At 31.1% G+C, this 24,932-nt stretch carries 24 protein-coding genes and 1 pseudogene; 13 read left to right on the plus strand and 12 right to left on the minus strand.

Annotated features, from left to right (window positions below; genetic code table 11):
* Nucleotides 1-164: 164 nt before the first annotated feature.
* The 6 genes from AADI82_RS00215 to AADI82_RS00240 form a co-directional block, all read right to left on the minus strand.
* Nucleotides 165-779, minus strand: a complete 615-nt coding sequence (locus AADI82_RS00215) for a hypothetical protein (protein ID WP_341214455.1) — start codon at nucleotides 777-779, stop codon at nucleotides 165-167.
* Between the two features lie 73 nt (nucleotides 780-852).
* Entirely contained in the window at nucleotides 853-1,779 is a 927-nt protein-coding gene (mdh, locus tag AADI82_RS00220) for a malate dehydrogenase (RefSeq protein ID WP_341214456.1), read from the minus strand.
* 267 nt (nucleotides 1,780-2,046) lie between these two features.
* Nucleotides 2,047-3,081 (minus strand): DUF6588 family protein, encoded by a 1,035-nt coding sequence (locus AADI82_RS00225; RefSeq protein WP_341214457.1) that lies wholly within the window; start codon nucleotides 3,079-3,081, stop codon nucleotides 2,047-2,049.
* Nucleotides 3,082-3,188: 107 nt separating this feature from the next.
* On the minus strand, nucleotides 3,189-5,762 hold the full coding sequence (locus AADI82_RS00230; RefSeq protein WP_341214458.1) for a carboxypeptidase-like regulatory domain-containing protein: 2,574 nt from the start codon (nucleotides 5,760-5,762) through the stop codon (nucleotides 3,189-3,191).
* Nucleotides 5,722-6,636, minus strand: a complete 915-nt coding sequence (locus tag AADI82_RS00235; protein WP_341214459.1) for a FecR family protein — start codon at nucleotides 6,634-6,636, stop codon at nucleotides 5,722-5,724. The genes AADI82_RS00230 and AADI82_RS00235 overlap by 41 nt, the downstream gene beginning before the upstream one ends.
* Nucleotides 6,637-6,689: 53 nt before the next feature.
* Nucleotides 6,690-7,205, minus strand: a complete 516-nt coding sequence (locus tag AADI82_RS00240; protein WP_341214460.1) for a sigma-70 family RNA polymerase sigma factor — start codon at nucleotides 7,203-7,205, stop codon at nucleotides 6,690-6,692.
* Between the two features lie 307 nt (nucleotides 7,206-7,512).
* Here AADI82_RS00240 and AADI82_RS00245 point away from each other — a divergent pair, with 307 nt between their 5' ends.
* From AADI82_RS00245 to AADI82_RS00260, 4 genes are all read left to right on the plus strand, one after another.
* Nucleotides 7,513-8,565: a hypothetical protein gene (locus tag AADI82_RS00245; protein ID WP_341214461.1), complete on the plus strand. Its 1,053-nt coding sequence runs from the start codon at nucleotides 7,513-7,515 to the stop codon at nucleotides 8,563-8,565.
* 85 nt (nucleotides 8,566-8,650) lie between these two features.
* A complete protein-coding gene (locus tag AADI82_RS00250) occupies nucleotides 8,651-9,436 on the plus strand; it encodes a membrane metalloprotease (protein WP_341214462.1) in 786 nt (261 codons plus the stop codon).
* A gap of 27 nt (nucleotides 9,437-9,463) precedes the next feature.
* Complete coding sequence (locus tag AADI82_RS00255; protein WP_341214463.1) at nucleotides 9,464-10,057, plus strand: porin family protein; 594 nt, start codon at nucleotides 9,464-9,466, stop codon at nucleotides 10,055-10,057.
* A gap of 203 nt (nucleotides 10,058-10,260) precedes the next feature.
* Nucleotides 10,261-10,716: a hypothetical protein gene (locus tag AADI82_RS00260; protein WP_341214464.1), complete on the plus strand. Its 456-nt coding sequence runs from the start codon at nucleotides 10,261-10,263 to the stop codon at nucleotides 10,714-10,716.
* 71 nt (nucleotides 10,717-10,787) lie between these two features.
* Here the strand turns inward: AADI82_RS00260 and gyrB are convergent, their stop codons facing one another.
* Both gyrB and asnB read right to left on the minus strand, forming a co-directional pair.
* Nucleotides 10,788-12,737, minus strand: coding sequence for a DNA topoisomerase (ATP-hydrolyzing) subunit B (gene gyrB / locus AADI82_RS00265; RefSeq protein WP_034044334.1), 1,950 nt, complete (start codon nucleotides 12,735-12,737; stop codon nucleotides 10,788-10,790).
* A 334-nt stretch (nucleotides 12,738-13,071) separates the two neighbouring features.
* Nucleotides 13,072-14,736: an asparagine synthase B gene (gene asnB, locus AADI82_RS00270; RefSeq protein ID WP_341214465.1), complete on the minus strand. Its 1,665-nt coding sequence runs from the start codon at nucleotides 14,734-14,736 to the stop codon at nucleotides 13,072-13,074.
* 261 nt (nucleotides 14,737-14,997) lie between these two features.
* Here asnB and AADI82_RS00275 point away from each other — a divergent pair, with 261 nt between their 5' ends.
* Nucleotides 14,998-15,534 (plus strand): DUF2911 domain-containing protein, encoded by a 537-nt coding sequence (locus AADI82_RS00275; protein ID WP_341214466.1) that lies wholly within the window; start codon nucleotides 14,998-15,000, stop codon nucleotides 15,532-15,534.
* 86 nt (nucleotides 15,535-15,620) lie between these two features.
* On the opposite strand, the gene AADI82_RS00280 is transcribed toward AADI82_RS00275, so the two are convergent.
* A complete protein-coding gene (locus AADI82_RS00280) occupies nucleotides 15,621-16,250 on the minus strand; it encodes a 7-carboxy-7-deazaguanine synthase QueE (RefSeq protein ID WP_034044325.1) in 630 nt (209 codons plus the stop codon).
* Between the two features lie 117 nt (nucleotides 16,251-16,367).
* Here AADI82_RS00280 and AADI82_RS00285 point away from each other — a divergent pair, with 117 nt between their 5' ends.
* From AADI82_RS00285 to AADI82_RS00320, 8 genes are all read left to right on the plus strand, one after another.
* Nucleotides 16,368-17,093, plus strand: a complete 726-nt coding sequence (locus AADI82_RS00285; RefSeq protein WP_341214467.1) for a hypothetical protein — start codon at nucleotides 16,368-16,370, stop codon at nucleotides 17,091-17,093.
* Nucleotides 17,094-17,166: 73 nt separating this feature from the next.
* Nucleotides 17,167-18,708: a helicase HerA-like domain-containing protein gene (locus tag AADI82_RS00290; protein ID WP_341214468.1), complete on the plus strand. Its 1,542-nt coding sequence runs from the start codon at nucleotides 17,167-17,169 to the stop codon at nucleotides 18,706-18,708.
* A 41-nt stretch (nucleotides 18,709-18,749) separates the two neighbouring features.
* Nucleotides 18,750-19,310 (plus strand): hypothetical protein, encoded by a 561-nt coding sequence (locus tag AADI82_RS00295; protein ID WP_341214469.1) that lies wholly within the window; start codon nucleotides 18,750-18,752, stop codon nucleotides 19,308-19,310.
* A 13-nt stretch (nucleotides 19,311-19,323) separates the two neighbouring features.
* The gene (locus AADI82_RS00300) at nucleotides 19,324-20,295 is read left to right on the plus strand and encodes a YitT family protein (protein WP_341214470.1); all 972 of its coding nucleotides are present in this window, start codon (nucleotides 19,324-19,326) and stop codon (nucleotides 20,293-20,295) included.
* A gap of 33 nt (nucleotides 20,296-20,328) precedes the next feature.
* Nucleotides 20,329-20,697 (plus strand): cupin domain-containing protein, encoded by a 369-nt coding sequence (locus tag AADI82_RS00305; protein WP_341214471.1) that lies wholly within the window; start codon nucleotides 20,329-20,331, stop codon nucleotides 20,695-20,697.
* Entirely contained in the window at nucleotides 20,698-21,525 is an 828-nt protein-coding gene (locus AADI82_RS00310; RefSeq protein ID WP_341214472.1) for an alpha/beta hydrolase, read from the plus strand.
* Between the two features lie 20 nt (nucleotides 21,526-21,545).
* Nucleotides 21,546-22,304, plus strand: a complete 759-nt coding sequence (gene rluF / locus AADI82_RS00315; RefSeq protein WP_341214473.1) for a 23S rRNA pseudouridine(2604) synthase RluF — start codon at nucleotides 21,546-21,548, stop codon at nucleotides 22,302-22,304.
* A gap of 13 nt (nucleotides 22,305-22,317) precedes the next feature.
* On the plus strand, nucleotides 22,318-22,740 hold the full coding sequence (locus AADI82_RS00320; protein ID WP_341214474.1) for a VOC family protein: 423 nt from the start codon (nucleotides 22,318-22,320) through the stop codon (nucleotides 22,738-22,740).
* Here AADI82_RS00320 and AADI82_RS00325 read toward each other — a convergent pair.
* The 3 genes and pseudogenes from AADI82_RS00325 to AADI82_RS00335 all read right to left on the minus strand — a co-directional run bounded on the left by AADI82_RS00325 (nucleotide 22,733) and on the right by AADI82_RS00335 (nucleotide 24,819).
* The gene (locus AADI82_RS00325) at nucleotides 22,733-23,473 is read right to left on the minus strand and encodes a TIGR02206 family membrane protein (RefSeq protein WP_341214475.1); all 741 of its coding nucleotides are present in this window, start codon (nucleotides 23,471-23,473) and stop codon (nucleotides 22,733-22,735) included. The genes AADI82_RS00320 and AADI82_RS00325 overlap by 8 nt on opposite strands.
* Before the next feature lie 26 nt (nucleotides 23,474-23,499).
* Nucleotides 23,500-24,378 carry a bifunctional methylenetetrahydrofolate dehydrogenase/methenyltetrahydrofolate cyclohydrolase FolD gene (gene folD, locus AADI82_RS00330; RefSeq protein WP_341214476.1) on the minus strand — a complete coding sequence of 293 codons (879 nt, stop codon included), beginning with the start codon at nucleotides 24,376-24,378 and terminating at the stop codon, nucleotides 23,500-23,502.
* 67 nt (nucleotides 24,379-24,445) lie between these two features.
* A pseudogene (locus tag AADI82_RS00335) lies at nucleotides 24,446-24,819 on the minus strand (four helix bundle protein).
* Nucleotides 24,820-24,932 lie beyond the last annotated feature (113 nt).

The raw sequence follows: 24,932 nt of genomic DNA on the forward strand, positions 1-24,932 counted from the left end.
AGGTATGACAAATTTAATAATTCACAAGGCTATACCTTGTTCAAAATTGTTTTCATTTTAAAACGAGCAAATATAGAATTTTCTCGTAGGATTTTACAATTTTATGTTTTAATAATTTTGATAGCTCTTGGATTGATGATAAAAGCTAATTTTTATGAATTGAATTAAGCTAAAGGTCCAGCTCTAACTTCTGGTATTTTACATGAAGTATTGTCTATTGCAATGGCAATATTATAATATATTTTATAAGCTACTTTTTCAATGCTTTCGTTTATTTCAACAACATTAATAAAAGCGTATATATTTAGGTTTAAAAACCTATTGCTTTCAGCTTTTAACTCAACAACAGAAATGCCATTTAAATCCCATTCAACATCACTTTCATTTTGAATTTCATAAATATCGAGATTATAGTTAATCTTATTTTTATCAAAAGGAAGTTTTGAAGAGTCTTGATTTTGATTATTAAAAGCGTAATCTAAAGTTAGATTTTTTTCTTTTGAAAAGGTCTTTTTTATACTCGCTACATCTGTATCACTGTAATAAGTTATTACAAGTTTTCCGTTTTCTTCTTCCTTTATTTTAATATTATTAACACCTAAATCTTGCAATTGCTTTTTTACAATGGCAACAGTATTTTGAGTCTCCTCAGATGTTATTGAAGTATTTGTAAACTGTAATACAATTTCTTGATTTGGCACAGTAATTTGCTGCTGAGAAATAGCACCAAATAGGGTAAGAATAATAATAAAAGTACTAATGTACCATTTTGCCTTCATGCGCCAAATATAAAAAATAAAGACTGTATTTCTACAGTCTTTACATAAATATCTAATTTTATAAGATTTAATTTTAAAACTCAAGTAAGCCATTAGTTTTCTTAACACCTTCTGCACTTTGTTGCATATGTGCTTTTTCGGCATCACTAAGCTCAATATTTACAATACGTTCTATACCATTTCTGCCTAAAATTACTGGCACACCAATACATAAATCGCTTAAACCATATTCGCCTTCTAATAAAGCTGAGCATGGAAACATTTTCTTTTGGTCACAAGCAATAGCTTGTACTAATCCTGAAACTGCTGCACCTGGGGCATACCAAGCTGAAGTGCCTAATAATTTAGTTAGAGTTGCTCCACCAACTTTAGTATCTTCTTTTACTTGATTTAATCTGTCTTCACTTAAAAATTCAGATACTTTTACACTGTTTCGTGTGGCGTGTGATGTTAATGGCACCATACCAGTATCGCTATGTCCACCAATTACCATACCATCTACATCGCTAATTGGAGCTTCTAAAGCTTCAGCTAATCTGTATTTAAAGCGAGCAGAGTCTAGAGCGCCACCCATTCCTATAATCCTGTTTTTAGGAAGATTTGTTGATTTATGTACTAAATACGTCATCGTATCCATTGGGTTACTTACTACTATAATAATTGTGTTTGGAGAATACTCAATTAAACTTGACGATACCGATTTTACTATACCTGCATTAATCCCAATTAATTCTTCGCGAGTCATTCCTGGTTTACGAGGAATTCCAGAGGTGATTACACAAATATCACTATCTGCCGTTTTACTATAATCGTTTGTGATACCTGTAATTTTAGTATCAAACCCGTTTAAAGATGCACATTGCATTAAATCCATAGCTTTACCTTCGGCATAGCCTTCTTTAATGTCTAATAAAACAACTTCCGAAGCGAAATCTTTAATTGCAATATATTCTGCACAACTAGCACCAACTGCACCTGCTCCAACTACTGTAACTTTCATAAGTTTATTTTTTAAATGATTTGTGATTTGTTATAAATTCTAATCAAAATTCATGCTTTTTATTTACTTAAAACATGACTTTTGTTTGTTTTAAAAGCTATTTATTTTGGTTAACAAAAGTATGAATTTAAATGCTGTAAATGAAAAAAGTGCAAGATTAAATCTTGCACTTTAAATTCAAATAACTAATATAAACTAACTAAAACATAAATTTTTTTAATTATTAAAATATCTTTTTTTCATCTTTATAAAAAGAGAACTTAAATACTATCTAAACCCGAAGTTTAAACCTACTGAAAATGCATTAAATTCGGCTAAATGATATTCGGCATTAAGTCTAAAAAAACCTAATTTTAATTTTGTCCCTATAGTACCTCTAACCGCTGATGCTTCACTTGAAACTGAAAAAGGGTCTGTAATAGTTTGAGATAATAATGGTCCATTTGAAATAGTATAACTTCCTAATAAATCGGATTCTGATTTACCTTTAATATATCCTAAACCACCATAAAAATTAATGACAGGTAATTTTGTTGATGCAATTAATTGGAACAACCACGTATTTGTATCATTTTCTATGCGTTGATTATTACCACTTATTCCAGATGAATCTGTTAAATCGTAAGTACCATCTAAATGCGTATAAGCTATCAAACCTGAAATGGCGACAGGCAATAATTTATCGGCAGGTAGCCATTTGGTAAATTCCATTTGCAATCCGGCACCATACATGCTAATATCCACATCATCCGTATCAATTTTGGGTACAAAACGTGCTTTAACTTCTATGCCTTTACTAAGTCCAATAGCTCCTTGAATAAAAGCTGTTGGTAATAAGTTTGCTGTATCAGAACCTATGCCACTAGGCAACGTTATGGTTTCCTGTTGCTGTCCTAAAATAGGATCATCATAAGTAACTACTATATTGATATCTGGATCATTTTCCCCTAAAGCTGTTGCTACAGATTTTGAAGTTGAAGCATCTGTAAACGAAACAACAAAATCTTGGTCTGGATCACTATTGTAATCTGCAATATTCATTAAGAATGATTTATGATTATTTTGTATTGTAGCTGCATTAGCTATAATTGAAATTTCAAAACCTCCAAGTGGTTTTGCATCTGCTGTATTAAACCAACCAGCATTCATACTATGCATTAAACCATTGGTACCTGTCATTAAATAATCATTCGCAAAACGTTCAGCATTTTTTACACCTGCTGTTAATAAAGCATCAATATCTTGTGCTTTTGAAGTAATTGTCGCTAAAAACAACAACATAAGTAGCATTAACTTTTTCATTTTATTTTAAGATTTGGGTTTGACAAAAATATAAAAAAAATCACATAAAACAACATTTAATCGTTAAAATATTACTTTTTATCGATTTTTTCATAATAATTCCTTTTTTAAAAATTTATTCTTAGACTTAAATTTGGGGTTAAACCAAGGGATTTATTATTTATTTGAATAGCTGAGTTAGAGTTCTCTGGATCTACCTCATAATATCTGTTAATACTGTTTTTCTTATTAATAAGATTAATAACTCCTGCACTTATAGAGGCATTAGTGGTGTTTGAAATATTAAAATTATATTTAACAGAAGTATCTAATCTCATGAAATCATCTAAATTTTCATTATTAGGTAAATCATAATTAACTACTGTGTTATTACCATTCTGTATGGTCTCATTTCCTTCAACTGGTTTTGTATAGGGATGACCAGATCTCCAAATACCACCTATTGATATTTTTAAGTCATCTACAATATCATAATTAAAAGCCAAAGAAAACGAATGTCTAATATCTACATTGTTAGGAAAAACGGATGGTGTAAAACTTTCAAATTTGTAATCATTAATACTATAAGTATAACTTAACCATGTACTATATTTATTTGCGGTTTTATTTATAAGAAATTCTACTCCTTTTACATGATAACTTCCTTCAGCATTTAAATGTTGAAAATTATTATAAAACCCTTGATTAGAAGCTGTAATTCCTTCAACAACTTTATAAAAACCTTCTACATCTATTACTAAATTGTTTTGATTAAATTCTAAACCAAAAGACGCTTGTTTACTCTCAGAAATTTTTATTTCTTTTTCATCGGCTAAAATCCAGCGTCGGTTTTCAACACCTAAAAAATCATCTTGAAAATCTATAATCTGAGTTGCTGATTGGTTTTTAAATTCGCCTTGTAACTTTAATGCAAAATAATGACTTAGTTTTTGCCTAAAATTTAATCTAGGCTCCATTAAAATTTTATTGAATTTTTGAAAATAATTTCCTCGAACTCCTAATCTGAGGTAAGTATTCTGTTTTTTAAATTCTATTTCACTAAAAACTGCATGATTTAACAACACATCCTTTTTAGTTTTATCATAAGAAGGTACACTTACAGTGGTTTCGTTCAAAATACCAATTTCACTAAATTGATAACCACTTAAAAGGTTTAAGTAAGTATTAATTTTTAAATTAGTTTTAAGCTTAATTCCAGTTTCTAATACTTCATTTGCTTGCGTTAGTTTTTGGTCTGTTTCAATTCTGTAATCAACAGCGTCAACATTATACTTTGAGTAAAACATATTAAAATTTGTTGCAAACTTAGTACTCCAACGTGCATTCCAGCTAGCTCCAATACCTAAATTTTGTTGCTTTAAGTTACTGGTTTTAGATTCCGTTTCATCATCAGTACTAGTATAACTTTCCGTGTAATCTAAATTATTATTTATGCCAATAATGTTGGCTCTAAATTTATGATTCTCATTAAAATCAAAAAGCAGTTTTGCTGTATAATCGTAAAAGAAAAACTCTGACGACTTGTTGCTTTCACTTATATTATCGCTGTTAGTAGTCAACTCACTATCTTGAAAACTACGCTCAAAATAAGTATCGTAAGTCGGTGAGTTAAAAACATCTGTAAATGATCGCCTTCCGGATACATGCAATGCCAGTTTTTTACTTAATGGTATTTCAAAAAAAGCATCGGCATGTATTAAATTAATACCTAAACCGCCAGTAAAAACATCCCCTATTTTGTTTTTTGTTGACATATTAATGGTACTAGAAACACCATCACTAAACTCACTTGAAGTCCCATTTTTGGTAACTGTAACTTTGTTTGTTAAATAAGGGTTGTAAGCTGATATAAGTCCGAAAAAGTGCCCAGAATGATACATTTTAATATTATCCCAAAGTATTAAATTTTGGTCATTTGTACCTCCACGAACATTAATGTTTGCAATACTTTCGTTAACACTTTCTACTCCTGGTAAAGCTTGAATAGATTGCATAATATCTGGTTCTGTGAGACCCGGTAAAATACCAAACTTCTCCGTATTTAAAACAGTACTCCCATCTATGCGTTTTTGTAAACCAGTGGTTAAAAATTTTGATATTAAAACCTGATTGAGTTCTTCATTCTTCATTTGCATTTCTATGGTCTTACAAGTATTACTTAATAACATTAAATCCACAGCTTTGAAGATCTGTGTTTCAAAGCCTAAAAATGATATGATTATCTTTTTACTTATATCAACTTCATTCAAAGTAAAAGTGCCATCAATATCTGAGACAACTCCATTTGTAGAGTTTTCAATTAAAACCGAAGCCCCAAGTAAAGGTTCTTTATTTTTTTCTGAAACCAAAACACCACAAATAGATATGGTTTTATTAATGGTAGAGACTGTTATATAACGCTCGTTGAGGAATTTAAAATTTAAAAGTGTGGTTGCATTTAAATTCTCAATAATTTGATTTAATGTATCAGATTTGTTCGGTGTGTTAACCAAAACACCACTTACATCATTTACCGAATAGGAAAACTTAACATCAAATTGTTTTTCTAATTTCTGCATTAAATCCAATAAAGGCATCCTTTCTTCAGTTTGAAAACCAAAAGAAAAACAACAATAGATAGAAAATAAAATTAATAAGTATTTAGTTCTTAGCATAGTCATAGAACTCAACTTTATTGCCATTTATTTTATAGCTTAATTTAAGCGGAATGGTTACAGACTGCAACGCAATATTTTTATCGACGTGCGTAAAGCTTCCTGAAAAAGCTTTAGTAACATCGACCTTTGAAGCATCAATAATTATATTATATTGAATTTCTAATTCATTAATAACTTGCCAAAGTGGCACATTATCAAATGAAGACTCTTTAGCTAACCAAGATGGGTTTTCAGCATTAAAGTCTTTAGTTAAATCAATTTCGTTATTAATAACTCTAAATGATTTTCCTGGTGTAAGTATCACTTTTTGTTTATTATGTGTTACACTTACGGAACCTTCATAACATTGTACTTCAAAATAATTAGAACGCTCTTTTACATTAAATTGTGTACCCAATACTTGAATACTACCGGCATCTGTATTAACTGTAAATTTTTCGCCTTTTGTTACTTTAAAAAAGGCTTCTCCTTCTAAATCTAGACTTCTGTTATTTTTCCATTCTTTTTTATTAAAGGATAATTTAGATTGTGCATTTAAAATAACTTCTGAATTGTCTGGCAGATTAAACGTTTCTGTTTGTGCAATTTCAGTTGAATACGATTTTGTATTGTTAAAGAATAAAAAATAAGACGATGTTAACATAACTACTAAAACAGCAGCTACTTTTAAAAACGATTGAAAATTTAAAGGAATTACTTTAGAAGCTTCTTTCTTAAAAGCTTTAGTTTTAAATTCTGCTAAAGCTTTTTGAGCATCCACTTTAGGCGTATCAATTTGTTTGGCATAAAAAGCTGTTTTTTCCAATGCTGAAAAGTCTTCATCGGGATATCGCTTTTTAATTTCAGTAGTAGATATATCACCATTAAACCATTTTAATATGTCGTTTTCTTTGTTCATTTTTAGTTCATTCTATAAATAAGACACCTATATATATATTTACCCTACCCTAATTAAATATTTTCTATATGTGCTCTTAATATTTTTAGTGCGCCAGACATTCTTTTTTCAACTGCTTTTTGAGAAACCTCTAATAACTCAGCTATTTCTCTATATTTTTTTCCGTCTATTCTGTTTAATAAAAACACTTCGCGTTGCGCTTCAGTTAATAATGATATGGCATTTTGTAGTTTCGCTTTAAACTCTTCTTCTTCTAATAAGTATTCTGGACTCTCATTTGTTTTATCAACATAAGGAGCGGCTTTTGCATACTCTAAAACTACTTTATTATGCTTCACTTTATTTAAAAACAAATTATTAACTGTAGTAAATAAATATGTTTTTGCCTTTGTAAAATCTATTTTAGAACAATTCTCCCAAATTTTAGAAAATGCATCTTGAACCAAGTCTAATGCATTATCCTTATCACCACATTTATAGTACGCAAAATTACTAGCATGCTGAATGTTCTCTAAATAAAATGCATTAAAGTAAGTTTCTTCGCAAAGTTTAAGATCGTTACTATCCATTAATTGGTAAATATTAAAATTATAAGTTATTATTCTTTTTACAAAAATAGGGTAAATTAATTTTTAGTTGTCTTTAAGTTATATGAAACAAAAATATAATATTATGAAATCTGAAACAATTATTAAGATAGTTGAAACTCTATTAAAAATTGTATTGATTGTATGCGTTTTAGCCTCTATAAATTTAATAACAAAAATTATTTTTAAATAAAAAGTAGGGTAAACTTAAACACAGGTGTCTTACTTATAGAAAGGCGAAAAAATCGCTATGAAAAAGAAAAAAATATAAACCCAAAAAATTAGTATTATGAAAACCTTAAAATTATTTACAGCAATCTTATTTCTATCATTTTTAGGATTAACGTCTTGTCAAGATGAAATTGATAACGAAAATGGACAAAATCCAAACACAAACTCAGCAAACTCAGAAACAGCAAATAACTTAGAACGCTCATCAATGTACGATGGTAGTTTTGATGACTTTTTAGACGGCATGTCTTGCTCTTCTATTTTATTGCCCGTTACTGCAACAATTAATAACACAGAAATAACTATTGTTAGTGAATCTCAATACAACTTAGTTTTAAACATACTTGGAGAGTTTACTAATGATGAGGATTCTATTGAATTTCAATTCCCGCTTTCAGTAAAGTTAAGTAATTATACAGAAGTACAGATAGCAAATCAAACAGAGTATGATGCACTTATGAATGCTTGCGAACAGGCTGAACAAAATGCTGAAGATGCTATTAATTGTTTAGATATAGATTTCCCAATAACCATTCTAACTTACAACTTAAACATAGAGCAAACTGGTAGTGTTGTTATTGAGTCTGAAAAACAATTATACACTTACATGAATAACTTTGGTAATGATGAAAAATTTGCAATTAATTATCCAATAACAGCTACTTTAAATGGAGATACTATAGTAGAAATTACAAGCGATATTGATTTAAAAGCTCAAATTACTGAATGTTTAGCTACAGACGAACTTAAAGAAGAGGCTGAAGAAAAGGCTAATACATTAGAAAGCATTTTAGTTGATGGGGCATTTAAAGTAGAATCATTTGTAACAGCTGGTGTTGATACAGCTAATGATTATGCTAACTATTCTATAGATTTTGCTAACGATTTAACATGTTTAGCAAAACATACAGTAAATGCAACTATTGATGATGTACAAGGTACATATGCCGTAACATCAGAACTTGAAGTATTTTTAAATCTAACTTTTTCAGGAAATGCTACTTTCGAATTATTAAATAATACATGGGAAGTTACAAGCTACTCCGAAAGTTCGATCTCTCTGCAAAGCACAACAAATGCTGCAATAACTCTAGTATTAGCCCAAATATAAAACTAGATTCGCATTTGTTACGTATGTTATGGTAAAACAGCTGTCAAGAATAGACAGCTGTTTTTAACAATTAAAAATAATTATAATGAAACATAAATTTTTAATAACACTTTTGCTTTTAGTCTTCATAAATTCATGTTCTAAAGAAGACATAACTAATACAGACCTTAATAATGGTACAGATAATGTAAATATAACTGCGAATCAAAAAGCAACAGGATCTTCATCTAACGATCTTTTATCTGATAATATATTTAAAAGTATGGTTATTGAAGTTGTTTATGTTGAAGGGTTTGAACCTACCCAAAATACTATTAATAATTTTAAATCATTTTTAGAAGCTCGAACTTTTAAACCTAATGGGATTACTATTGAAAAAAGAGCTATTACACCTACTGGAAAAGCAAAATACACCATTCAAGATATTATAACTATTGAAGATGCAAATAGAACCAAATACAACACGAATAATCAAATAGCCGTTTGGGCATTTTTTGCGGATGGAGAGTCAGACAAAAACACTAATAATAGTGTTGTTTTAGGCACTGCTTATAGAAACACCTCTTTTGTGATTTTTGAAGAAACTATTAAAAATTTAAGCAATAGTACTTTTGAACCCGATAGAAGTGTTTTAGAAACAACAGTTATAACACATGAGTTTGGGCATATTTTAGGTCTTACAAACCTGGGTTCAGATATGGTTAATGACCATGAAGATTCAGAGCATGCTAAACATTGTAATGTTGAAAGCTGCTTAATGTATTGGTCTGCAGAAACTGGAGATGGTCTATCAAATTTAATTGGAAATAGTAATGCCCCACAATTAGATTCGCAATGTATAGCTGATTTGCAAGCTAATGGCGGGAAATAATTTTTTTTAACTCAAAATTATAGAAATATGAAAACTAAATTTTTAACAACAATATTAATTATAACGGTGCTTTTTAATGCAAAAGCACAAGAAAATAAAAACTCAACTAAGTCTAATACTGGTATAAAACTAGGCTATAATTTAGCAGCTGTTAATTTTGATGGCGATACTGAAACCGGACAAAGACATGCATTTCATGTGGGTTTTTATGGAGAATCTTTTTTAAACGAAAGTGTTGCTCTTCAAATTGAATTATTATACTCACAACAAGGTTACGAATTACAAGATAATGGCGGCACTTTTACCCAAAAATTAAATTATATAAATCTACCATTACTACTAAAAATATATCCAAGTGAAAACTTTTTTTTAGAAGCTGGTCCTCAAATTGGTTTAGCCATTTCTCATAAAGAAGAGTTTGATAGCAGCTTTGGTTTATTTGATACCTCTCAAGAATTTAACCCTAGCAACTATGATTGGGGTATAAACTTAGGTGGTGGTTTTAAAACAAACTCAGGAGTATCTTTAGGCATTCGTTATCATATAGGAATGGGTGATGTTTACGACGAAGGAAGTCCAAAAAATAGAGTATGGCAATTCTCATTGGGCTTTGATTTTTAAACTTAAGAACTCAAACCAAAAAGACCATCAAAACTAATATTTTTGATGGTCTTTTTATATATAAACCTACGAGGTTTATTAATCATAGATGTATAATTAAATGACACTTTTCCAATTTAAATTAAAATAATAGTAGGGTAAAAAAGGTTTAAGGTGTCTTAATATTGAAAGTTAATTATTAATAACATTAAAATTATTAAGTCATGAAAATATTTAAAACATCAGTATTTATTATTGTTCTAAGTTTTTCATTTGTGATACAAGCTCAAGATTCTGAATCATCAAATGAAACAAAAATTGATAAAAAATCATATTATCAAAAAAGAGCATTAGAAGATGCTAAATATGAACAACAATTTAGTGCAGCAACTAAAGCAGAAGAAGAAACCTTTTGGAAAGATCAAAAAAATTATGAAAGTGATTTAAAAAGAAAAGACAGAAAAGCCTATAAAGCTTATATGAAGGGCAAAAAAGATGCCTATGCAGAACATTACGAGCATTGTAGCCATAATTGTCATCATAGTGATTACTATTATCACCACGCAACATTTTATTATTACAGGTACGATGGATATTACTATGAGAGATATCCTAGAAGAAGTACTATAAACACAAGAGTAAACGTAAGTACTCCAAATGTACGTTTAGGATTATTCTAAACATTTTACAGTAAAAAAAAATAGGCTATCAGAAAAAAGATAGCCTATTTTTTTATTTTATAAATTATTATTTAAGCATCAATATTAGCATAAATAGCATTTTTCTCAATAAATTCTCTACGAGGAGGAACCTCGTCTCCCATTAACATTGAGAAAATTCTATCTGCCTCAGTACCATTATCTATTTGAACTAAACGCATCGTTCTAAATTCTGGGTTCATAGTAGTATCCCAAAGTTGCTCTGCATTCATTTCTCCAAGACCTTTATAACGTTGTATTTTTGATCCATCTCCAAATTCTGAAACAATCTCATCACGTTCTTTATCAGACCAAGCATACTGTTTTTTAGCACCACGTTTTACTAAATATAATGGTGGTGTTGCAATATAAATATGTCCGCCTTCAATTAACTCTTTCATGTATCTAAAAAAGAACGTTAAGATTAACGTCGCTATATGGCTACCATCAATATCTGCATCACACATAATTACTACTTTATGGTAACGCAACTTTGAAAGGTTTAAAGCTTTACTATCTTCTTCAGTACCAATAGTAACACCTAAAGCTGTAAAAATGTTTTTAATTTCTTCATTTTCAAAAACTTTGTGCGTCATGGCTTTTTCAACATTCAAAATCTTACCACGAAGCGGAAGAATAGCTTGAAATGCTCTATCACGACCTTGCTTAGCTGTTCCACCTGCCGAATCTCCCTCAACAAGAAATACTTCACATTTTGCAGGATCTTGCTCAGAACAATCAGATAATTTCCCAGGCAAACCTCCAATACTCATTACCGTTTTACGCTGTACCATTTCACGAGCCTTTTGAGCTGCATGACGCGCTTGAGCCGCAAGAATTACTTTCTGTACAATAATTTTAGCATCGTCTGGGTTTTCTTCTAAATAATCAGTTAACATTTCTGAAACAGATTGACTTACTGCTGCAGAAACTTCTCTGTTTCCTAATTTGGTTTTGGTTTGACCTTCAAATTGTGGTTCTTGAACTTTTACCGAAATAATAGCTGTTAAGCCTTCACGAAAATCGTCACCAGCAATATCAAACTTCAATTTGTCTAACATTCCAGATTCGTCAGCATATTTTTTTAATGTATGCGTCAATCCACGACGAAAACCAGATAAATGTGTTCCACCTTCGTGTGTATTAATATTGTTTACATAAGAATGTAAATTTTCAGCATAGGATGTATTATAAATCATGGCTACCTCAACAGGCACCCCATTTTTTTCACCTTCAAAAGCAATTACATCTTTCATTAAAGGCTCACGAGTTGCATCTAAATACTTTATAAATTCTTTTAGTCCTTCTGTAGAATGAAATGTTTCACCTTCATATTCACCATCTTCTTTTTTAGTTCTTTTATCGACTAAATGAATAGTAATTCCCTTATTTAAATAAGCTAATTCCCGTAAACGACTTGCTAAAGTATCATAACTATACTCTAGTGTTTGTGTAAAGATAGTTGAGTCTGGCTTAAAGGTTACCGTAGTTCCTCTTTTATCAGTTTCGCCAATATGTTTAACTGGATACATAGCTTTACCGCGCTCGTATTCTTGCTCATAAACTTTACCTTCTCTAAAAACGGTAGCTTTTAAATGTTCAGAAAGTGCATTAACACAACTAACACCAACACCGTGCAACCCACCAGAAACCTTATAAGAATCTTTATCAAACTTACCACCTGCTCCTATTTTAGTCATAACAACCTCAAGTGCAGAAACGCCTTCTTTTTTATGTAAATCTACAGGAATACCACGACCATCATCCTCAGTAGTAATCGAATTATCCTCATTAATAATTACTGTAATATTATTACAGTGTCCAGCTAAAGCTTCATCAATTGAGTTATCTACAACCTCGTAAACTAAATGGTGTAGACCACGCGTACCAACATCTCCAATATACATGGATGGACGCATACGCACGTGCTCCATACCCTCTAAAGCCTGAATACTATCTGCCGAATAATTATGCTTGTTAAATTCTTCTTTTTTTTCGCTCATATTTATATTATTTATGATCTATTCTGGTTATTTTTTTCACAAAAAAAGACGCTATAAAGCATCCTTTTGAATACAAACAAATATACAAAATTAAAAAGCCTTTAAAAAGCCTTTTAGCATGTTTGCTTAATAATTATCAACAATTGTTAATTACTCAAAACGCTCTTAAATCGACTAAAAAGCATCTTAAAATTGATTTTATAGTTTTTTAAATCGTTATTAAATCTAAAAAATCATAAAATGCCTTAAAACGCATATTTTAGATTTTATTATAATGAAAAAGACCAACACAAAGCTGGTCTTTACTAATAAAAATATATAACTGAATACTCAATTAATAAGCATCATCGTGTACTTTTGCTACTGCTCTACCCGATGGGTCATTCATGTTTTTAAATGCCTCATCCCATTCTAAGGCAATTTTTGTACTACATGCTACACTAGGCTCTTGTGGTACACATAAAGCTGCTGCATCGCTCGGGAAATGCTCTTCGAAAATAGAACGGTAATAAAACTCTTCTTTGTTTTGTGGTGTTTGGATTGGAAATCTGAAATGTGCATTTTGGATTTGCTCATCGCTTACAGCGTTATTAACAACCTCTTTAAGCGTATCAATCCAACTGTAACCAACACCATCGCTAAATTGCTCTTTTTGCCTCCAAGCTACACTTTCAGGCAACATATCTTCAAAAGCCTTACGTACTACCCATTTTTCCATACGCTCACCGTTAATCATCTTGTCTTGAGGGTTAATTCTCATCGCAACATCCATGAATTCTTTATCTAAAAATGGAACACGACCTTCAATTCCCCATGCTGCTAAACTTTTGTTAGCTCTTAAACAATCGTACATATGAAGCTTGCTTAATTTACGCACGGTTTCTTCATGAAATTCTTGAGCATTAGGTGCTTTATGAAAGTACAAATAACCCCCAAATAATTCATCTGCTCCTTCTCCAGATAACACCATTTTAATTCCCATCGATTTAATAACACGAGCCATTAAGTACATAGGCGTACTAGCTCTAATGGTAGTAATATCATAAGTTTCTAAATTATAAATCACATCGCGAATAGCATCTAATCCTTCTTGAATAGTAAACTTAATTTCGTGGTGAATGGTTCCTATATGATCTGCTACTTTTTGTGCTGCAGCCAAATCTGGAGAACCTTCTAACCCTACTGAAAATGAATGCAATTGTGGCCACCAAGCTGCTTGTTTGTCATCAGATTCTATACGTTTTTCTGCATATTTTTTCGCTATTGCTGAAGTAACAGATGAATCTAAACCACCTGATAACAAAACACCGTAAGGCACATCACTCATTAATTGTCTGTGTACCGCAGCTTCAAGCGCTTCTTTTATCTCGCTGATACTGGTTTCGTTATCTTTAACCGCATCATATTCTGTCCATTCTCTGTTATACCATTTTACAAACTCACCATCTTTACTGCTTAAATAATGCCCTGGAGGGAACAATTCTATTTTAGTACAAACACCTTCTAAAGCTTTTAATTCTGAAGCTACATAGAATGTTCCGTTTTGATCCCAACCTATATAAAGTGGAATAATTCCCATGTGGTCTCTTGCTACAAAATATTCATCTTTTTCAACATCGTAAATAGCGAAGCCAAAAATACCGTTCATTTCATCTACAAAATCTACTCCCTTTTCTTTATACAATGCCAAAATAACTTCGCAATCGCTTTCTGTTTGAAATGTATATTTACCTTCAAACTGTTTACGTAATTCTCTGTGGTTATAAATCTCACCATTTGCTGCTAGAATTAACTTTTTATCTTCACTAAAAAGTGGCTGCTTTCCTGAGGCTGGATCTACTATAGCCAAACGCTCATGTGCCATTATTGCTTTGTCGTCACTATAAATTCCACTCCAATCTGGTCCACGATGACGAATGGTTTTAGACATTTCTAATATTTGAGGTCTTAAATCTTCAGCCTTTTGCTTTAAATCGAATGCACATACAATTCCACACATAATCTTTATCTTTTAATATATTTTATTCTAATTAATGATACAAAAATGCTATTATAGTTTTATTATAAAAACACAAAGCGAATAATTCGTTACAAATTAAAACTATTTAATAAGTATTTAGATAAATATGAAACTATAAAATTAATTTTTAGAAAGACCTTCTTGAAAAATGTAAACTTTAACATTCTGAAACGACTTTTATAAAAATATTAAGAGAATATCCCATTACCTTTAAAACATTCTAAAAACTTAAGAATTATTATGAAAAAATTATCATGTATTACAGCCATTGCTTTTGTTATGCTTTTATCAACTAATGTAAACGCTCAAGAGTTCGCAAAAGTGGACAAAAGCCCATTAGATGCTTCATTTTATAGAACTGAAAGAAATGCTCCTGCTTTAATAAAAATAGTATATAGCAGACCTTTTCTAAAAGGAAGATCTCTAAGTAAATTAGCCCCAAATGGAAAAGTTTGGAGAACAGGTGCTAATGAAGCTGCTGAAATTACTCTTTACAACGATATGAAAATAGCAGGAAAAAATGTTAAAGCTGGAACCTATTCGCTTTTTACAATTCCAGGAGAAAATGAATGGACTATTATTTTAAACTCAGACATTAATGTTTGGGGTGCTTACTCTTACAAAGAAGCAAATGATGTTGTTAGGGTTAATGCTCCTGTTACATCAGATGAAGAATCTATTGAAAACTTCTCTATAGCTTTTAATAAAACTGACGATGGTGTAAATATGCATTTAGGATGGGGAACGACAAGAGTAACAGTTCCGTTTACTAAATAAGACGTTGAACAAAACTAAAAATATCCATAAAGATTTTTTAATCTTTATGGATATTTTTAGTTTAGAAAAACCGATGAACAATGAATTTACGGAATATTTAAATATTTATGCGTTTGTAGCGACACTTTCCATTTAGGATTTGCCATTACATAATCTACAATTTCTGGAACAACTTTATCACGTTTACTCCATTCTGGTTGCAAATATAAAATGCAATCTTTATTTACTTTAGAAGCTTGTTCTTCTGCAAAGCGAAAATCGTCTTTATTATATACAATCACTTTAAGTTCGTGTGCTTTTTCGTAAACCTCTTTAGTTGGAAGTTTCATTTTTTTAGGAGACAAACAAATCCAATCCCAAGTTCCTGTCAATTTATAAGCGCCAGAGGTTTCAATATGTATTTGTAAGCCTTCAGCTTTAAGCTTATTAGTTAAAAGCGTCATATCCCAAGTTAAAGGTTCTCCTCCAGTTATTACAATAGTATCACTATATTTTTTTGCATTTTCTACAATTTTGTTTGTATGGGTTGGCGGATGTAAATCGGCATTCCAACTTTCTTTTACATCGCACCAATGGCAACCCACATCGCATCCTCCAATTCTAATAAAATAAGCCGCAGTGCCTTTATGATACCCTTCTCCTTGGATAGTATAAAACTCTTCCATTAATGGTAACATTTCACCTTTATCAACTAAACTTTGAAGCTCTTTTTTCATAGTTTGCAAAGATACGTATTCCTATTATAAATTTGCTATTTTGATTTCCAAATGAAATTACCTACTTTCGTGTCTTATTAAAATTTTAAAGTAAATTGCTCTCAACCTCTCTCTCAAATGAAAAAAACTGCGTATTTAATAATACTGCTTTGCTGCAGCTATTATTACAGTGCCGCTCAAGTTGGTATTGGCACAACAAATCCAGATGCTTCGTCTATACTTGATGTAGAATCTACAGACAAAGGAGTCCTTATCCCTAGACTTACTACTGTTCAAATTAATGCTATAGTTAATCCAGCTAACGGATTAATGATATATAATACTGATTTAAATGAGTTTCAGTTTAATTGTGGCACCACGGCAATACCAGACTGGAGTAAAATTTCTCATGGAAACTCTGTAAAATATAGTAACACAGACATAACGTCTAATTTAAACTCTTCGTCATATACTAATATTCCTATTTTTGGATTATTAGATTGGAATGATGATACTACGTTGTATTCCCAATCTGGAAATACAATAACTATAAACACTACTGGAAGATATAGGATTACTACTAATATTGCTTATACTGTGCCAAGTGTGGGTAACAATACTCATCAGCGTGTTTCTGTAGAGGCTCGATTAGCAATTAATGGAACACCAACAGGAGCTATTGCCAATACAGGCTATGTAAGGCGTGCTAATAACCATAATGAAGCATCATTACATATAACCGAGGTTTTTAATATTATAGCAGGACAAACCATAAGTGTACAAACTATAAGAGGTGGAAATAGTGCCCCAGCAAATTTTAGAAGTGTTGGCACCTCAAATATTTACATTGAAAGAATAAAATAATTAACTTTATTTACTAAAAACCTTATTTTTTTCTTCTTCATTTTTCCTGTATTTTTATGCAAAATTATTAGGCATGAGTAATAAGGAAAATTTTTTTAAGCATATCTCTGAGGGCAATACCACCAAAGGCGATTTTATTCCCATTGGTGCTGCAATGTTAAATGGTGAAACTGTTACAGGTGCACATGTAAAAATTCCTTTAAAAACCATGAATCGTCATGGTTTAATTGCTGGAGCCACAGGTACTGGTAAAACCAAATCGTTACAAGTTTTAGCCGAAAATTTAAGTGATAAAGGTATTCCTGTTTTACTTATGGATATAAAAGGTGATTTAAGCGGATTAGCGCAACCAAGTCCTGGGCATCCTAAAATTAACGAACGCCACGAAAAAATTGGATTACCATTTGAAGCTAAATCGTTTCCTGTTGAAATTTTAACACTTTCTGAGCAAGATGGTGTTAGGTTAAGAGCTACTGTTAGTGAATTTGGTCCTGTTTTACTATCGCGTATTTTAGGTTTATCTGAAACCCAATCTGGTGTAGTAGCTGTTATTTTCCAATACTGCGACGATAATAAATATCCTATTCTTGATTTAAAAGATTTTAAAAAAATATTACAATATGCCACTAACGAAGGTAAAAAAGAATTTACCGAAGCTTATGGCAGAATATCAACAGCATCAACAGGCGCAATCCTAAGAAAAGTTATTGAGTTAGAGCAACAAGGTGCTGATCTATTTTTTGGCGAAACCTCTTTTGATGTTGATGATTTATTACGTGTTGATAAAGATGGTAGAGGCTACATTAACATTATCAGACTTACCGACATTCAAGATAGACCCAAACTATTCTCAACATTTATGTTAAGTTTATTGGCTGAAATTTATTCAACTTTCCCAGAACAAGGTGATAGCGATAGGCCAGAACTTATTATGTTTATTGACGAAGCACATTTAATTTTTAACGAAGCATCAAAAGCCCTATTAAATCAAATTGAAAGCATAGTAAAGTTAATACGCAGTAAAGGTGTCGGATTATATTTTGTAACCCAAAATCCAACCGATGTTCCCGAAGCTGTTTTAAGTCAATTAGGTTTAAAAGTGCAACATGCTTTAAGAGCTTTTACTGCAAAAGATAGAAAAGCCATTAAACTAACCGCACAAAATTATCCAGATTCTGAGTATTACGATACTACCGAAGTTTTAACATCCTTAGGTATTGGCGAAGCTTTAGTCTCGGCTTTAGATGAAAAAGGGCGACCAACACCACTTGCAGCAACCATGATGCGCGCACCAATGAGCAGAATGGATGTTTTAACCGATAGCGAATTGAGCAATTTATTATCTGAATCTAAAATGGTTAAAAAGTATAATGAAGCTATTGATAGAGAAAGTGCTTACGAAATGCTCAACGAAAAAATAAAACAAGCTGAAGCTGAAGAAACCAAAGAAAAAGCGCGACAAGAGAGAGAAGCACTTAAAAAAGTAGAATCTAAACAACGAGCTTTATCAACAAGACGAAAAAGTACACGTATAAATCCCATAGTTAAAGTACTTACAAGTGCTACATTTATAAGAAGTGTTTTTGGCATTTTAAATAAAGTTTTAAAAAAATAATCAAATATCAACACTTCAATAATTCTAATAAAAAATAATCAATGCACAAATCAATTTTCAGCCTCATAATCTTAACCCTATTTGTAGTTAGTTGCAAAAAGGAACAAGACCCTTTTCAAATTAGCAAACACCATGTTGGACTACTAACCGACTCTACTCAAGTTAAAGATTTAGAACTAGTCTTTAGTAAAGATTCAGTTGTAAAACTTATTAGTGGTGATGAGTTTACTGGTAACAATAGTGATATTAAAATTTTTGAAAAAGGTGGTAAAAAACTATTATCGTTAACCCCAAGACAATCTTTAGATTCAACCTCGGTTATACAAAGTGTTCAAATTTTCGATCCTCGTTTTAAAACTGATAAAAACATAACAACTTTAAGCACTTTTAAAGACATCACAAATAATTATAAAATTTCAAGAATAGACAATTTAATAAATTCTATTGTAATTTCTGTAAACGACATTAATGCTGCTTTTACAATTGATAAAAAAGAACTACCTGCAAACCTTCGTTTCGATATGAATTTAAATATTGAATCTGCACATATTCCTGATGATGCAAAAGTGAAATACTTTTTCTTAAATTGGAGTAAAATTTAATAAAACAAATCCTATGAATCCACTTATCTCAAAGCTTTTAGTTAATATCGCTCGCAAAAGGCTTGAAGATAAACACACAAACAAACCAATAAATACAAATGAACTTGCTCCTGCTGTTAGAAAACTAAAAGTAGAACTGTCTCATGGTATTAAAGAATATATTTTCATATTAATTGGTGTGTTTTCTGCTGGTTTTGGTTTAAAAGGTTTTTTATTACCTAATAAATTTATAGACGGTGGTGCCACTGGAATCTCACTATTATTAGAACATATAACATCCTTAAATTTAGGATTATTATTAGTACTAGTTAACCTGCCTTTTGTATTTCTAGCTTCTAAAACCATAGGCAATAAATTTGCTTTAAGAAGTATTGTAGCCATTACCCTTTTAGCATTTGTTGTTCATTTTGTAGACTACCCAATTATTACAGAAGACAAATTATTAATTGCTGTTTTTGGTGGTTTCTTTTTAGGTTTAGGAATTGGAATGTCTATGCGAGGTGGGAGCGTTATTGATGGCACCGAAGTTTTAGCCATTTATTTGGGTAGAAAATTATCGCTCACCATTGGCGATGTATTGTTACTTATTAACATTATAATCTTCTCTATAGGTGGTTATATTTTATCTATGGAAACAGCTCTTTACGCTATATTAACATATTTAGCAGCAGCAAAAACCGTAGATTTTGTAGTTGATGGTGTTGAAGAATATGTAGGCGTTACTATAATTTCGAATAAACATGAAGAATTACGACTTATGCTTACAAAAAAGCTAGGGCGGGCTTGCACCATTTATGCAGGAAAAGGCGGTTTTGGAAGTAATGGAGAAAGCTACGACAAAGACATCATTTACACTATTGTAACACGATTAGAACTTGCTAAACTGCAGACTGAAATTGATAAAATTGATGAAAAAGCCTTTGTTATTATGGGCGTTGTTAAAGATTTAAAAGGCGGAATGATTAAGAAAAAACCGATGAAATAATCGAATTAACAAAAATTGTATTACAATAAAAATATGCCTCAAAAAAAATACACCATACAAAACAAGCCTTTTATCGTACCAACTAACGATGGTAAAATTATAAGCGAACATTTTGGAATAGCAACCGATAGGAATTCTAAAATAAGTATCGCACACATGAAAGCACCAGCAGGTTGGAGCGAACCTTTTCAAACTCCAGAATTTGATGAATACACATTCATTATCAAAGGCAAAAAACAATTTATTATTGAAAACGAAACCGTTGTTTTAAAAGCTGGTGAATCTATCAAAATTAAAAAAAATACAAGAGTACAATATTCCAATCCGTTTAAAGAAACTTGCGAATATATTGCCATTTGCACGCCTGCATTTTCTATGAATTTAGTAAATAGAGAGGATTAAATGAAGCAGTATCTTCCAAAAATTATTGGTTTTTCTATAAACCTTATAAGTTATTTTTCATCTTCACGTGCAGCAAAAATAGCGATTTACATTTTTTCAAAACCAAGAAAGGGTAAGCTAAAAGAAGAGGAAATAAATTATCTTAAATCCGCTATAGAAAAAGACATTATTTACAATAATTTCACCCTAAAAACATATCACTGGAAAGGAAATAAAGAAACCGTTCTACTTGCACATGGTTGGGAAAGCAACTCTTTTAGATGGAAGGATTTAATCGAGATACTTCGAAATCTAGATTATACGGTTATTGCTTTAGATGCACCTGCTCATGGTAATTCTGGAAGCAAAACATTCAACGCTTTGTTATATTCAGAATGCATTAATGCTACTCTAAAACAATTTAAAGTCGATACCATTATTGGGCATTCTGTTGGCGGTACAGCTAGTGCTATTGCATTAGATAGCAACAATAAATTATCTATTAAAAAATTAATTTCACTAGGAGCTCCTTCAAACTTTATTGGCTTGGTTAAAAATTATAATAACATGATGGGGTTTAATAAAAATGTTATTAAAGCTATAAACATATACTATTTAAAACATTTTGGATATTTACCAGAATATTTTACTGTAGCAAATTTTTCAAAAAACATTCAAGCAAAGGGGTTAATTATTCACGATAAAAAAGACAGAATTATTCCTTACAGAGATGCTTTAGAAATTAAAAAACATTATCAAAATGCCGAACTAATTAAAACCATGGGGTTTGGTCACGGGCTTAAGTCAGATAAAGTCTATAATCATATAATAGAATTTTTAAACACCTAAGTTTATTGTACTTTTGAGCCATGAGTGAAGGATTAAAACGAATCAACAAATTTTTAAGCGAAGCTGGATATTGCTCGCGCAGAGAAGCAGATAAATTAATTGAAGCTGGTAGAGTTACAATTAACGGTGTAGTACCAGAAATGGGAACAAAAATTACACTAAATGATATTGTACATGTTGATGGAAAAGAAATTAAAAACACTAAAGAATCTTTTGTTTACTTAGCGTTTAACAAACCCGTCGGAATAGTTTGCACTACAGATACAAGTGTAGAAAAAGATAATATTATCGATTTTATTAATTACTCAAAACGTATTTTTCCTATAGGTAGATTAGACAAACCCAGCGAAGGTTTAATACTTTTAACAGACGATGGCGATATTGTAAACAAGATTCTTAGAGCAAGTAATAATCACGAAAAAGAATATATTGTTACAGTTGATAAACCCATTTCGCAAACGTTTATTAATAGAATGTCTAACGGTATTTATCTTGAAGACTTAGGGCAAACGACAAAAAAATGTGAAGTCAAAAAAATAAATTCAAATACGTTTAGTATTATTTTAACTCAAGGATTAAACAGGCAAATTCGTCGCATGTGCGAATATTTAACTTACGAGGTTGAAACCTTAAAGCGTATTCGAATAATGAATATAAAACTCGATATGCCTTTAGGCGGATACAGAGAACTTACCAAAGATGAGCTTAGCGAATTAAATAGATTAATTAGCACATCTAACAAAGAATATATAGCATCTACAAATAGAATAAAAAAGTAAAATTATATCAAACATGGCATCTCCTTTTCATTTAGCAATTCCTGTTTATAATTTAGAAGCTTGTAGAACATTTTATCGCGATATTTTAAATTGCGAAGAAGGACGAAGTAGTACCCATTGGATAGATTTTAACTTTTTTGGACATCAATTAGTTATTCATTACAAACCCAAATCTAACCAAGAGTTAGAGTTACACACAAATCCTGTTGATGGAAAATCTGTACCTGTACCCCATTTTGGAGTCGTTTTAGATTGGGAAACTTTTCACGCTTTCGCGGAAGATTTAAAAAGTAAAAATATTGAATTTGTTATAGAACCTTATATTAGGTTTGAAGGTTTAGTAGGCGAACAAGCCACTATGTTTTTTTATGATCCATCTGGTAATGCTTTAGAGTTTAAAGCCTTTAAAGATGTTGAGCAATTGTTTACTAAATAGTAGTTTCCAGTTTTTTACGCTTTCTTTCAGCTAAAAAAAATGGTAAATAAATCAATAAAAAATAGGGGATTATTATTATCTGTACTACAATTATATAAAATGGCCATTCCCCAAAATAATCTAGTACCGATGCAGACTGTGGCTTTTCATTTAAATAAAAATAATTAGCATTTAAAACGTAATTAATAACAACCATAAAAATAACGTAAAACTGCAATGCAAAGAATGATTTAAAAATACTTTTAAAAGTTGGTTTCATTTTAAACACAAAAATGGCATAAAAAATAATAATTAAAAGCCCCAAATGAACCACCCAATATCTAAAATAATCGAATGCTGGAAACCCTTGTGCAATATCTGGTGTTAAAATACCTTGTGTTGTTCCTGCTATTATCCAAAAAAGTAATATTTCGAACATCCAAAACTTTCTGTAATAGGTGAAAACAGGTATTAGTAATGCTATTAAACTACATAAGTACAAAGGTAAATCAGTAGTAATATTGTAATTACCCATACTTATGCTATGCAAATGATATCCAAATACAGTAATTGAAACTAAACACCCAAATACGTGTAACGCTTTCTGCTGTTGCTTTTTACTTAATTTTTGTTTGGAGTATTTAATAAATAAAATACAAAATATAACCGAAAAAAGAATTGGTAGTATATGCTCAAAACTACCAATAGCAACTCTTTTAAATAAAAAAATTGCGTTATAAATAATGAAATTCATAACGCAATTTAATAAAATTATAACCACTAGTTTGAATGTCTTTCTCTTGCTAATAATGTGTTTTTAAGTAACATGGCAATCGTCATTGGTCCAACACCACCAGGAACAGGAGTAATATAACTAGCCTTTTTACTTACACTTTCAAAATCCACATCACCTGCCAATCTATACCCATTTTTCTTGGTTGCATCGGGAACACGAGTAATTCCTACATCAATAATTACAACATCTTCTTTTACCATGTCTCCGGTTAAAAACTCTGAAATTCCAATGGCAGCAACAATTATATCAGCTTCTCTAGTTATTTCTGATAAGTTTTTTGAACGGCTATGAACAACCGTTACAGTTGCATCACCTGCCTTTCGTTTCTGGCTCATCAATATACTCATTGGACGACCAACAATGTGGCTACGCCCCATCACAACAACATTTTTTCCAGAAGTTTCTATTTGATAACGCTCCAACAATTCCATAATACCGTATGGAGTAGCTGGCAAAAATGTTGGTAAATCTAAAGCCATTCTTCCAACATTTACGGGATGAAATCCATCTACATCCTTATCTGGATTAACAGCCATTAAAACCTTTTGCTCATCAATTTGTTCTGGTAAAGGTAATTGTACTATAAATCCATCAATATCATCATTTGTGTTTAATTCGTTAATCTTTTCTAGCAAATCTTCTTCTGAAGTGTATTCGGGCAATTCAATAAGCGTAGAGTTAAACCCAACAAGTTTACAGGCTTTTACTTTAGCATTAACGTAAGTCATGCTTGCTCCATCAGAACCTACCAAAATTGCAGCAAGATGTGGTACTCTTTCCCCTTTTGAAACCATAGAGCTAACATGATTAGCTATTTCTTCTTTAATCTCATTGCTCGTTTTTTTTCCGTCTAAAATTGTCATACTAAATAGTTTTCAGTCGCAGTTTTCAGTCGCAGCTCTTACTCTGCTGACTTACTCATACTTATAATTAGTTTTCAGTTTTTACTCTAAATTTATCTGGGTTGTTAATCATATAATTTATTAGCTTCCCTATTTCTTTACTTTTTCTATGCATTTTGCGTAATCTCCAGACGAAATATAGTTACAAGCCAATGCAAAATCTAGCCATGTGTTAGTTTCAGAGTTTTCTCCATCTGCATCAGTCAATTTACTAATAAAATGTTTTGGATACCTTCTTTTCCGATAAGCTTCCGAGATATTTGCACATACTGAACGTGAACTTCTTCTTATTTGATCTGTTAAAGAATAGGTTTCTTCTTTTGGAAAGGATTTCGATATTTCAAAAATATCCATTGCTAAATCAAATGCCTTTTTGTAAGCCAATAATTGTTTAAAATCCATATTTCTTTTAACTGCAAACTGAGACTGAGACTATAAACTAGCGCATATTCTTCATCATTTGCATCATTTTTTTACCGCCACCACCTTGCATCATCTTCATCATTTTGCTCATT

Origin of the sequence: uncultured Wocania sp. (assembly GCF_964021735.1) — a bacterium.
Taxonomy (GTDB): Bacteria; Bacteroidota; Bacteroidia; order Flavobacteriales; family Flavobacteriaceae; genus Wocania_A.

What these genes read in the sequence shown, in the direction of transcription:
- AADI82_RS00215 (WP_341214455.1), bottom strand. Translation starts at nt 779, where the DNA reads ATGAAGGCAAAATGGTACATTAGTACTTTTATTATTATTCTTACCCTA.
- mdh (WP_341214456.1), bottom strand. Translation starts at nt 1,779, where the DNA reads ATGAAAGTTACAGTAGTTGGAGCAGGTGCAGTTGGTGCTAGTTGTGCA.
- AADI82_RS00225 (WP_341214457.1), bottom strand. Translation starts at nt 3,081, where the DNA reads ATGAAAAAGTTAATGCTACTTATGTTGTTGTTTTTAGCGACAATTACT.
- AADI82_RS00230 (WP_341214458.1), bottom strand. Translation starts at nt 5,762, where the DNA reads ATGGCAATAAAGTTGAGTTCTATGACTATGCTAAGAACTAAATACTTA.
- AADI82_RS00235 (WP_341214459.1), bottom strand. Translation starts at nt 6,636, where the DNA reads ATGAACAAAGAAAACGACATATTAAAATGGTTTAATGGTGATATATCT.
- AADI82_RS00240 (WP_341214460.1), bottom strand. Translation starts at nt 7,205, where the DNA reads ATGGATAGTAACGATCTTAAACTTTGCGAAGAAACTTACTTTAATGCA.
- AADI82_RS00245 (WP_341214461.1), top strand. Translation starts at nt 7,513, where the DNA reads ATGAAAACCTTAAAATTATTTACAGCAATCTTATTTCTATCATTTTTA.
- AADI82_RS00250 (WP_341214462.1), top strand. Translation starts at nt 8,651, where the DNA reads ATGAAACATAAATTTTTAATAACACTTTTGCTTTTAGTCTTCATAAAT.
- AADI82_RS00255 (WP_341214463.1), top strand. Translation starts at nt 9,464, where the DNA reads ATGAAAACTAAATTTTTAACAACAATATTAATTATAACGGTGCTTTTT.
- AADI82_RS00260 (WP_341214464.1), top strand. Translation starts at nt 10,261, where the DNA reads ATGAAAATATTTAAAACATCAGTATTTATTATTGTTCTAAGTTTTTCA.
- gyrB (WP_034044334.1), bottom strand. Translation starts at nt 12,737, where the DNA reads ATGAGCGAAAAAAAAGAAGAATTTAACAAGCATAATTATTCGGCAGAT.
- asnB (WP_341214465.1), bottom strand. Translation starts at nt 14,736, where the DNA reads ATGTGTGGAATTGTATGTGCATTCGATTTAAAGCAAAAGGCTGAAGAT.
- AADI82_RS00275 (WP_341214466.1), top strand. Translation starts at nt 14,998, where the DNA reads ATGAAAAAATTATCATGTATTACAGCCATTGCTTTTGTTATGCTTTTA.
- AADI82_RS00280 (WP_034044325.1), bottom strand. Translation starts at nt 16,250, where the DNA reads ATGAAAAAAGAGCTTCAAAGTTTAGTTGATAAAGGTGAAATGTTACCA.
- AADI82_RS00285 (WP_341214467.1), top strand. Translation starts at nt 16,368, where the DNA reads ATGAAAAAAACTGCGTATTTAATAATACTGCTTTGCTGCAGCTATTAT.
- AADI82_RS00290 (WP_341214468.1), top strand. Translation starts at nt 17,167, where the DNA reads ATGAGTAATAAGGAAAATTTTTTTAAGCATATCTCTGAGGGCAATACC.
- AADI82_RS00295 (WP_341214469.1), top strand. Translation starts at nt 18,750, where the DNA reads ATGCACAAATCAATTTTCAGCCTCATAATCTTAACCCTATTTGTAGTT.
- AADI82_RS00300 (WP_341214470.1), top strand. Translation starts at nt 19,324, where the DNA reads ATGAATCCACTTATCTCAAAGCTTTTAGTTAATATCGCTCGCAAAAGG.
- AADI82_RS00305 (WP_341214471.1), top strand. Translation starts at nt 20,329, where the DNA reads ATGCCTCAAAAAAAATACACCATACAAAACAAGCCTTTTATCGTACCA.
- AADI82_RS00310 (WP_341214472.1), top strand. Translation starts at nt 20,698, where the DNA reads ATGAAGCAGTATCTTCCAAAAATTATTGGTTTTTCTATAAACCTTATA.
- rluF (WP_341214473.1), top strand. Translation starts at nt 21,546, where the DNA reads ATGAGTGAAGGATTAAAACGAATCAACAAATTTTTAAGCGAAGCTGGA.
- AADI82_RS00320 (WP_341214474.1), top strand. Translation starts at nt 22,318, where the DNA reads ATGGCATCTCCTTTTCATTTAGCAATTCCTGTTTATAATTTAGAAGCT.
- AADI82_RS00325 (WP_341214475.1), bottom strand. Translation starts at nt 23,473, where the DNA reads ATGAATTTCATTATTTATAACGCAATTTTTTTATTTAAAAGAGTTGCT.
- folD (WP_341214476.1), bottom strand. Translation starts at nt 24,378, where the DNA reads ATGACAATTTTAGACGGAAAAAAAACGAGCAATGAGATTAAAGAAGAA.